The organism is Verrucomicrobiota bacterium, assembly GCA_037139415.1.
GTDB lineage: Bacteria > Verrucomicrobiota > Verrucomicrobiia > Limisphaerales > Fontisphaeraceae > JBAXGN01.
Genome location: JBAXGN010000244.1, coordinates 1 through 9676, shown reverse-complemented (window position 1 = coordinate 9676; position 9676 = coordinate 1). Strand labels below are relative to the sequence as shown.

The following is a 9676-nucleotide window of genomic DNA, read 5'->3' as shown; positions in this document are numbered from 1 at the left end:
CGTGAAAAGCGAACCGGCCACCAACCGCGTGCCAGCCATCGGATTCCGGCTTCGGCATTCGGCATTCTTTCGGTTTTCGGTCCTCGGATTTCGGATTTAGCTGGCCCCCGATTCCATTCAAAATTAGGCGTGGATTGGGGAACAAACAGGGCGCTTGCGGACGCCGACCGGTTCGCGTTATAATCCCCCTCCGATGGATGCCGAGGCCGAACTGGTCCGCCAGTGCCTGCGTGGTGATACGCGGGCATGGGACGATTTGTTCGATCAGCATTACGCCGTCACCGGGCGTTTTATCTTCCAGCTTTCCTCATCCCTGGCGCAGGAGGATGTCGAGGAAATCTGCCAGGAGGTGTTTTTATCTGTCGTCAAGCACCTGCCCTCGTTTGGCGGCAAGAGCCGCCTGCAAACCTGGATCTTCCGCATTGCCGTCAACCAGACCCGTGATTATGTCGAGAAGCAGCGCGCCGCCAAGCGCGGCGGCGGGGTGGCGCCGCTATCCCTCCAAGCCGAGGACCCCGAATCGGGCCTTACCCTCGATCCCCCCAGCACTGCTCCCAGCCCGGATTTGTTGCTGGCCGCCCGGGAAGACCTGGCGGTGGTGACCCGCGCCCTGGAGCAACTCGGCGAGCCTTGCCGGGAGATCATCGAGTTGCGGTATTTCGGCGATTTGAGCTATGACGAAATTGGCGAATCCTTGCAGTTGAACCTGAAAACCGTGAGTTCCCGCCTGAGTAAATGCCGGGACAAATTGGAAGCGCTGACGCGGGCGATAATTTTACGGGAGAAATCGCTGCGGACTTCCGTCTAATGGAATGAACGATGGGATTCTGCCTGCTCTTGGTTGACGTCTGGCGAGAACGGCAGGGATCGGTAGGGCGATTTCAAATTGCAAATTTCAGATTTTAAATCCAGTCGGGGTTTGCTAAGCTCAGGGCATGTCGCGGGATGATTTATTCAAAACCCAAACGCCGGCGGAACCAGCCAGGGGGCCGGAGACCGGCCCGGAGCCGGTGCGCACCCGGTCGCCGCTGGCGGCGCGGATGCGTCCGCGCACGCTGGCGGAGTATGTCGGCCAATCGCATATTCTCGCGCCCGGCCAGCTTCTGCGGCGGTCCATTGAGTCGGACCGCATTCAATCGCTGATTTTTTTCGGTCCGCCCGGCACGGGCAAAACTTCGCTGGCCCAGATCATCGCCCGGCAGACGCGCAGCAAGTTTGAGCGGTTGAGCGGGGTGGAGTCGAATGTCGCCGACATGCGGCGGGTACTCAGTGCGGCCGCCAACCGTTGGGAAAACACCGGGCAATCCACGATCCTCTTTGTGGATGAAATCCACCGGTTTAACAAGTCGCAGCAGGATGTGCTGTTGCCGGATGTGGAGTCCGGGGTGGTGCGGCTGATTGGGGCCACCACGCATAACCCGTTTTTCTTCGTCAATTCCCCACTGGTTTCCCGTTCGCAGATTTTCGAGTTGCAGCCGCTCACGGAATTGGAGTTGCTGGAATTGTTGCGGCGCGCCCTGGTGGAGGAGGAACGCGGGCTGGGATACTTGAAGATTCAGGCGGAAGCCGGCGCGTTGGAACACCTGGCCAGGATGGCGGATGGCGACGCGCGCAAGGCGCTCAATGCGCTGGAGGTGGCCGCCCTGACCACGGCGCCCGGAGCGGATGGGGTGATTCGCCTGACGCTGGCGGTGGCGGAGCAGAGCATCCAAAAGAAGGCGGTGGCATACGGGGATGACGCCCACTACGACACCATTTCCGCGTTCATCAAGTCCATGCGCGGCAGTGATCCGGATGCGGCGTTGTATTGGCTGGCAAAGATGATTCATGCCGGCGAGGACCCGCGCTTCATCACGCGGCGGATGATGATCTGCGCGGCGGAGGATGTGGGGTTGGCCGATCCCATGGCGTTGGTGCTGACCGTGTCGGCGCATCAGGCGGCGGAATTTGTCGGGTGGCCCGAGGCGCGGATTCCCATCGCCGAGGCGGCTATCTACATTGCCACCGCCCATAAGTCCAATTCCGCCATCATGGCGGTGGATGCGGCGTTGAAGGATGTGCAGGCGGGGCGCACGCTGGCGGTACCGGAACATTTGAAGGATGGGCACTATGCCGGTGCGGAAAAGCTGGGGCATGGGGTGGGGTATCAGTACGCCCATGGTTTTCCAGGGCATTTTGTGCCGCAGGATTATTTGGGGGCGGATAAGCGGTATTATCAGCCCACCGGCATGGGGACGGAAAAGAAGATTAAGGAACGGCTGGACTATTGGCGGGCACAAATGGCCGAGGCCAAGGGGAAGGGGGCATGACCATTCCTGAGCAGAAAACGCAGTTGCGGCGGGAGGTCCAAGCCCGGTTAAAAACCGTCACGGCTGCGGAACGGTTGGCCGCTGCGGAGCTGGTTGGCCAGCATGTGCGGGCAAATCCCATTTGGCAAAGCGCCGAAATTGTCCTATTTTATGCGGCACGGTGGGATGAATTGGACTTGTGGCCGCTATTGTTGGAAGCGATGAAGCAGGGAAAGCAGGTGGCGCTGCCTCAATATGTTGCTGAACGGGATGCGTATCAGGCCTGCCGCATACAGGATCTGGAGGGGGATCTGGGAGTGGGGCATTATGGCATCCGCGAGCCGCGAGCCGGGCGCGAAATTGTTTCGTTAAAGCGGCTGGACTTGATACTGGTACCTGGGTTAGCTTACTCTGTGGCTGGCGTTCGGCTGGGGAGAGGTAAAGGGTACTACGACCGGATGTTGGCGGGCGCTTCTGGCATTTGGTGTGGCATTGGGCATGACTGGCAGTTTGGGCTGCCGGTGCCGACGGAAGCGCACGATATACGTTTACATTGTATTAGAACACCGAAGCTCTGGCGCGAGTTCGCTCCGCCGAGCACGGCTGGTGAATGATCATTTTTGCAGATACACGGCTCCTGATCGAAGGGGCCATTTGCCTTATTAGTGGCGCATTGATCGGCTTTTTGGTGTCCCGCTGGAAGTATCAATCCTTCCGGGAGACAGCGGAAGCCGCCGGGAGGGGTATTGTCGAAAATGCCCGGCGTCAGGCCGAGGCACTGCAACGGGAGATGCGGCTGGCGGCCAATGAAGAGGCGATGAAATTGCGCGAGCAGGCCGAGCAGGTGATCGCCGCGCGCCGCAAAGAGGCATCCGAACAGGAGGAACGGTTGGTTCGCTGGGAGGGGCAGTTGAAACAGCAATTGGATTTGCAGACGCAGCGCGAGCAAGCCTTGGAAAGCCAGCAGCGACTCTGCCACGACCGGGAGGTGGCCATCGAGACTCGGCAGAAGGACTTGGAAGTGCTGGCGCGTCAGCGCCGGGATCGGTTGGAACAGATCGCCCAGTTCAGCGCCGCCGAAGCCAAGGCGGAGCTAATCCAACAAGTGCAACAGGAAACCGCCCAGGAAGCCACGGAATTGGTGCGGCGGATGTTGGACGAGGCCAAGGCTCAGGCCGATGAGAAAGCCCGCTACGTGGTCAGTGTCGCCATCCAGCGTTATGCGGGCACCCAGAGCTTTGAATCCACCACCGCCACGATCAGCCTGCCCAATGAGGAAATCAAGGGGCGCATTATTGGGCGCGAGGGGCGAAACATCCGCGCCTTTGAAAACGCCGCCGGTGTGACCGTGCTGATTGATGATACCCCCAACGCCGTGGTGCTCTCCGGCTTTGACCCGGTGCGCCGGGAAATTGCCCGGGAAGCCATGTCCCGCCTTATTCAGGATGGGCGCATTCACCCCACCCGCATTGAGGAAGTGGTGGCCAAAGTGAGCCAGGAGATGCAGGAGGCGATTCTGCGCCACGGGGAGGAATCCGTCCGCGTCACCGGCGTGGGGCCCACCGCTCCGGAAATCATCCAGCAATTGGGGCGGCTCCATTATCGCCACAGCTTTTCCCAGAACATCCTCCATCACTCCATTGAAGTCGCTCACCTCATGGGCTTGATGGCGGCGGAATTGCGGTTGGATGTGACGGCGGCGAAGCGCGCCGGGCTATTGCATGATATTGGCAAAGCCATGGATCACGAGCTGGAAGGGGCGCACGCGGTGGTGGGGGCCGAATTCATCAAGCGCCATGGGGAATCCCCGCGGATTGTCAACGCCGTGGCCTCGCACCATGGCGATGTGCCGCCGGAAGGTCCGATCAGCGCCTTACTGGCTGCGGCCGACGCCATCAGCGCATCCCGGCCCGGCGCCCGTTCTGAGACGATGGCGATTTACCTCAAGCGGGTGGAAGAGTTGGAGCGCATTGCCATGTCCTTCCCTGGCGTGGAAAAATGCTTCGCGGTGCAGGCGGGTCGGGAATTGCGCGTATTGGTCCAGCCTGAGGAGGTGAACGATACCGAGGCCTTTAACCTGTCGCGAAAGATTGCCCGCCGGGTGGAAGAGGAACTCCAGTATCCCGGCCAGATTCGCGTGGTTGTCATGCGCGAAACCCGGTGCATCGAATTTGCGAAGTGATTTTGAGCGCTGCTCCGGCCAGGGCGCATTCACGTTTCCCCTCAGCGCGTAGCGCAGCAACGCGAGCAACCCGGCTTCTTCCGGTTCACCCGAGACCGTCACCGATTTAGCGCTAAGCGCACCGCCCACCGGAGCGCGGACTTCCCCGCGTGGCTTTGACTGCTTTAGCCGCACGCGCTGCAGAGTGAATAACCGAAGTTGCTCCCGCACCCCCCAGCGGACCGGAGGTCCGCACGCCATACGTAGCCGGTCGGGCTGAACGACTGCTGGTCCGTGAGCCGCGAGGGGTTGGGAATGTTTATTGGCGGCGGCGGCGGGCCATGAACAGACCTGCCAGGGAAAGCCCGGCCAACGCCAGGGTGGAAGGTTCCGGGACGGACGGCGCCGCGCTGAGCGGGGCCACGAGGTCTATGTTGCCAAAGCTGCCGCTGGTGTCGTGAAACACCAAGCTCGTAATGGGCTGCAAGTAGCCAACGCCAACAAACTGTGGCGTGGGCCCGCCGGGAACTGAAAACGTGGTTGCCGGACGCCCGTTGGCGGAAACGGAGATGCTCCCGCCCGTATTGTACATGCCCAACGCAAATGCGATATAATGTTGGGTCCCGGTAAAGGTGACCGTCAGGTCAGCGCCCACAGCCCCCAGATAGTAATAATTCGCAGGTGTGAATGCCGCATCGTGATAGAGGGTCATCGCCCCGCCACCCCCAACCGTATAGGTGACTGGAGCGAGCGTGAGGCTGGTGCCAACGGATTCGAATTGTCCGCCATTGGCGGTCGGCAGGGGGAAGGCCAGTTGCAGGAAGGTGCCACCGCTGTCGGTTCCGAACGTGGCGGGGTCCGTGTAAAACACCGGGTTGGAGGTGGCGGACGCTCGCGAGGCGGACATAAGTCCCACCGCGACCAAGGCCAGGAGTTTGATTGAGTTTTTCATTTTGAATGACTTTTCGTATTCGTTTCCCCTTCAGGTCTTCACCTGTCGCGTTGCGGCAAGGCACAACGATAACCTCACGCATTTTTCCAGAATGCGGCTCATGGATTTGCCACGATACCTATTGCGCCAGTTCATGTTTGCGTTGCCAATTTCCCATGCGGGACCAGAAATGTGCAATTTTGTGCAGTAAGCGTCGCTTGTTTTGCATTAACCGTCACCGCACCGTGTGGGTAGTCTGATCTCGCCGCTGCTGCCAGCTCAGACGATGCGGTTTTGTTGGACGACTTGCTTGTACCAATGATAGCCGAGCTTGGGGATGCGCTTCTGGGTGGGGTAATCCACGTACACGAGCCCGAACCGGCGGCTGTAGCCGTCGGCCCACTCGAAGTTGTCCATGAGGCTCCAGTGGAAGTAGCCCTTGAGGGGGTAGCCTTCCTGGATGGCGCGATGGGCGTTCTTGAGGTAGGCGCGGGTGTACATGACGCGCGCGAGGTCAAGCACTTCGCCAGTTTTCGTGAGTTCGTCGTCGGTGGGGCAGCCGTTTTCGGTGATGAAGATGGGTAGTTCGGCTTTGCCCAGGGCATCGGTGAGCATGCGCACGCCCCAGTAGAGGCTTTCCGGGAGGAAGTTCAGCCACGGCACGTGCATTTGCGGGTAGGCCTTGGGCAAGGGCAGGAGTTCGTAGCCGTCCGGGTTGCTGGCGGCGCGGACGTAGGAGCCGGTGTAGATGTTGAAGCCGAGCGCGTCCAAGGGCTGGCAGATGGTCTTCATGTCGCCCTCGCGGATGTCCGGGGCTTCCGGGCCGAGCTTCTCCATGATCCGCTTGCCGTAGCTGCCGGTGAGGATCGGCACGAGGACGGTCCCGTTATGTTCTTCGCCGACGAACGCCCGCTTGGTCGCCTCGATGTTCTCCGGGGTTTCCACCGCCGGGATGTAGGCGTCGTAGTTGATGACGATGGAGACGTGCGGCTTGACGGGCGAGGCCGCGCGAATCGCCTGGCACGCCAGCCCGTGCGCGAGGTTGGCGTGGTGCACCAGGTTGGCGAGTTCCTTGCGGGTGTTGAGGACGACGCCCGGCGCGAACTTGGGCATCGTCTTGACGCCGTAGCCCAGATAGGTGAAGCAGAAGATTTCGTTGATGGTCATCCAGTACTGGACGCGGTCGCCGAGGTTTTTGGTGACGACGGAGCAGTACTCGGCAAAGTCAGTGGCGATCTCGCGGCTGCGCCACGCGCCGTAGCGGTCTTCCAACGCCTGGGGCGTATCCCAATGGAAGAGGGTGATGTGGGGCGTGATGCCGTGCTTCTGGAGACAGTCGAGCAGGCGCTTGTAGAAGTCCAGGCCCTTGGCGTTGACCGCGCCGCGGCCATCGGGAATGATCCGCGGCCACGCGACGCTCAGGCGGTAATGCTTGACGCCGAGATCGGCGATGAGGCGCACGTCCTCTTCGTAACGGTGATAGTGGTCGCACGCCACTTCGCCGGTGTCGCCATTGACGACTTTGCCGGGGATGCGGCTGAACGTGTCCCACGTGGCGGCTTTGCGGCCGTCCTCGAACGCGGCGCCTTCAAGCTGATACGCGGCGGTGGCGACGCCCCAGACGAAATCCTTGGGGAACGTCCCGGCCCCCGCGCCGCCGTGGCCGGAGGCTTTGGGTTCGCCCCCGCCGGGCAGCGAGGCGCAGGAGGTGGACATCAGGGCCGCGAGCCCGCCCGCCGCGCCGCCGAGGAAAGCCCGGCGATCCCAGGCTCCGTCTTGAGAATGCTTGCTGCTGTTATTCATTTGAATCAATTAATCCGCGTTTCAATTGGGCACCGGGCCTCACGTTGCGATGCCGGTGCGTGCCGGTGAGCCTAAGCCAATTCCCGGCGGAGGTCAATTGCCGGATTGGGGCGAAACGCAGGCGCCAGCGCATGAAAGTCCCGCTGGGAAAAGGTGGTGATCGGCTGTAACCTTATCCCCCGGCGCGGCGTTACTTTTGCGTACGACCTGGGATCAGTCACCGGGCAACCATGAAATGATTTGGAAAAGAAATTGAACATGAAACAACACTGGACCGTTCGATCGGGGAAAGGATTGAGGATATCGGTTACAAACTTGCCAAGCAGGCCAGGGTGTGGCACGTTCGGCGGCGACTGATTAACTCTATGAAAATCAATGCAGGTTGGTTCGGCGTGGTGCTGGCAGCCACGGTTACACTGTCTTCCATGGCGGGCGCGCGGCTGGGTGATCCGGCGGCTCCGCTGAGCATCAAGGAATGGGTGAAGGGCAAGGCGGTGGATGTCAAGGACGGCAAGAATATCTATGTGGTCGAGTTCTGGGCCACGTGGTGTCCGCCGTGCCGGACCAGCATCCCGCACCTGACCGAGATGCAAAAGAAGTTCAAAGATAAGGGAGTGGTCATGATCGGGGTCAGCGACGAAACGGTCGAGAAGGTGAAACCGTTTGTGACGGAGCAGGGGGAGAAAATGGAGTATGTGGTGGCGTGCGACGACGGGCGCGCGACGAGTGACGGCTACATGACGGCCTACGGGCAGGGGGGCATCCCGCACGCGTTCATTGTGTCGAAGGAGGGCAAGGTGATCTGGCACGGGCATCCCATGGATGGATTGGATACGGCCTTGGAACAGATTTTGGACGGTAAATACGACATGCAGGCGGCCATCCAGAAGGATGAAGCCCGCGCGCTGTTGGCCGAGTACCAGGAGCTTTCCGGCAAGGGTGACGCCAAGGCGGTGGAGTTGGGGAAGAAGTTGATCGCCAGCGCCGGCAACGACGAGCAGGCCTTGTGCGACTTCGCCTTCGGCATCGTCACCAATATGCGCAATAAGAACCGCGACTTCGCGCTGGCGGATGAGGCGTTGAATAAGGCGGAGAAGGTCGCGGGCGCCAAGACGCACCGGACGGTGGGCACGCGCTCGATTGTGCGGTTTGAATCCGGCAAGCAGGATGAAGGCATCGCGCTGGCCAAGGAAGCCGCCGGGTTGGCTAAAGAGGAAAAGGACCGCAAGCGCTACGAGAATTATCTGAAGGTGATGGAATCCCGCAAGGCGAAGGCCAGCGCACCGGCCAAGTAAAAGCGAACGTGTTTGTCGCCTCATCCGCCGTGGGGACCGATCCCTCCGTGCGCCTGTGCAACGTCTATCCCGATGGGAAAAGCTACCTCATCGCCGAAGGCATCCTGCGCCTGTGGTACCCAGAAGGCCTTTCCGAATCAAGCTCGCGGTGGCGGTAGTTCCGCGAAATATTTGGCGGTGCAGTCAGGGCACAGGCCATGGGTAAACTGAACCCCGGAACGTTTGGCAAAATAGGACTCCACCTGGTTCCAATAACCTTTGTCATCGCGGATTTTTTTGCAGGCGGCACAGATCGGCAGCAATCCGCTCAAAGTTTTGATTTTGACCATGGCATCCTGTAATTCCTGGATCAGATGTTCCCGTGACTGCTTGAGCAACTCCTGTTCCGTGATATCCCGCAGCACGCCGGCGGTGCTGAGCAAACGCGTATTTTCATGGATGTTGGTCCACTGGTCTTCAATGCATTTCTGCGTACCGTCCTTGCAACGCCACCAGGCTACATGCCGGAATTTTTTCACCACCTTCCCGGCCTTGATATCTTCCAGTAACTGATCCTGTTCCTCGAACTTCCCATGCTGGATCACCTGGCACAGAAACTCTGGGCGTCCGCCCATCGCCCGGACATCCTCCATGGCATAGCCGAACATGGTTTCAAACACCGGGCTCAGATAGTTGAAGTGCTTGGTCTCCACATCCACGCTGTACACCACGTCGCGGATTTCCCCAATCAGGCGCTGAAGTTGCTCCGTATTCATGGGAAGGGCATCCGGATGCGTTGGTGCGCAGCTCCGACCTTTAATCGGTACATCATTATTAACATTCATTGCTCAGATCTTTGACTAGCCAATGGCACTGCTTAACCTTGGCTCGTTGGTTGTTTGATTAGTTCCACCGTACCTGAACAAAATGTCGTGCCTTCCGGAAAAGTCAACTAACTGCTGATTGGTGTCCGTCCCAACTTTATGTACGGCATCGCGGCGAAGGCTTTACCGTGAGATTTTAGACTCCTTACGTCGTCACCTACGCCAAGTATTCCGCAATCAGGGGTGGAGCACTTGATGCAGGACGCGCAATAAAGCATCGGGGGCGAATGGCTTGCGCAGCATGGCGGAGAGTTTCATCGCCGGCAAATCAAGGGGGGTATCCAACAGGCCGGACATGCCCACGATGGGCAGGCCGGGTTCGAGGGCGCGCAACG

The 9676-nt window shown here is 60.1% G+C and carries 8 protein-coding genes; 5 read left to right on the top strand and 3 right to left on the bottom strand.

Annotated features, from left to right (window positions below; all coding sequences use genetic code 11):
• Positions 1-154 precede the first annotated feature (154 nt).
• The 4 genes from WCO56_26985 (at position 155) to rny (ending at position 4470) form a co-directional block, all read left to right on the top strand.
• Positions 155-808, top strand: coding sequence for an RNA polymerase sigma factor (locus WCO56_26985; GenBank protein MEI7733246.1), 654 nt, complete (start codon positions 155-157; stop codon positions 806-808).
• Positions 809-935: 127 nt separating this feature from the next.
• Positions 936-2309: a replication-associated recombination protein A gene (locus WCO56_26980; protein MEI7733245.1), complete on the top strand. Its 1374-nt coding sequence runs from the start codon at positions 936-938 to the stop codon at positions 2307-2309.
• Complete coding sequence (locus WCO56_26975; protein MEI7733244.1) at positions 2306-2902, top strand: 5-formyltetrahydrofolate cyclo-ligase; 597 nt, start codon at positions 2306-2308, stop codon at positions 2900-2902. The genes WCO56_26980 and WCO56_26975 overlap by 4 nt, the downstream gene beginning before the upstream one ends.
• On the top strand, positions 2899-4470 hold the full coding sequence (rny, locus tag WCO56_26970; protein MEI7733243.1) for a ribonuclease Y: 1572 nt from the start codon (positions 2899-2901) through the stop codon (positions 4468-4470). The genes WCO56_26975 and rny overlap by 4 nt, the downstream gene beginning before the upstream one ends.
• A 298-nt stretch (positions 4471-4768) precedes the next feature.
• Here the strand turns inward: rny and WCO56_26965 are convergent, their stop codons facing one another.
• Positions 4769-5401, bottom strand: coding sequence for a PEP-CTERM sorting domain-containing protein (locus WCO56_26965; GenBank protein ID MEI7733242.1), 633 nt, complete (start codon positions 5399-5401; stop codon positions 4769-4771).
• A gap of 258 nt (positions 5402-5659) precedes the next feature.
• Positions 5660-7183 carry a GH1 family beta-glucosidase gene (locus WCO56_26960; protein ID MEI7733241.1) on the bottom strand — a complete coding sequence of 508 codons (1524 nt, stop codon included), beginning with the start codon at positions 7181-7183 and terminating at the stop codon, positions 5660-5662.
• A gap of 365 nt (positions 7184-7548) precedes the next feature.
• Between WCO56_26960 and WCO56_26955 the strand changes: the two genes are divergently transcribed.
• Positions 7549-8478, top strand: coding sequence for a TlpA disulfide reductase family protein (locus WCO56_26955; GenBank protein MEI7733240.1), 930 nt, complete (start codon positions 7549-7551; stop codon positions 8476-8478).
• Positions 8479-8615: 137 nt separating this feature from the next.
• Here WCO56_26955 and WCO56_26950 read toward each other — a convergent pair whose 3' ends face one another.
• Positions 8616-9233, bottom strand: a complete 618-nt coding sequence (locus tag WCO56_26950; protein ID MEI7733239.1) for a PAS domain-containing protein — start codon at positions 9231-9233, stop codon at positions 8616-8618.
• Between the last annotated feature and the right edge of the window lie 443 nt (positions 9234-9676).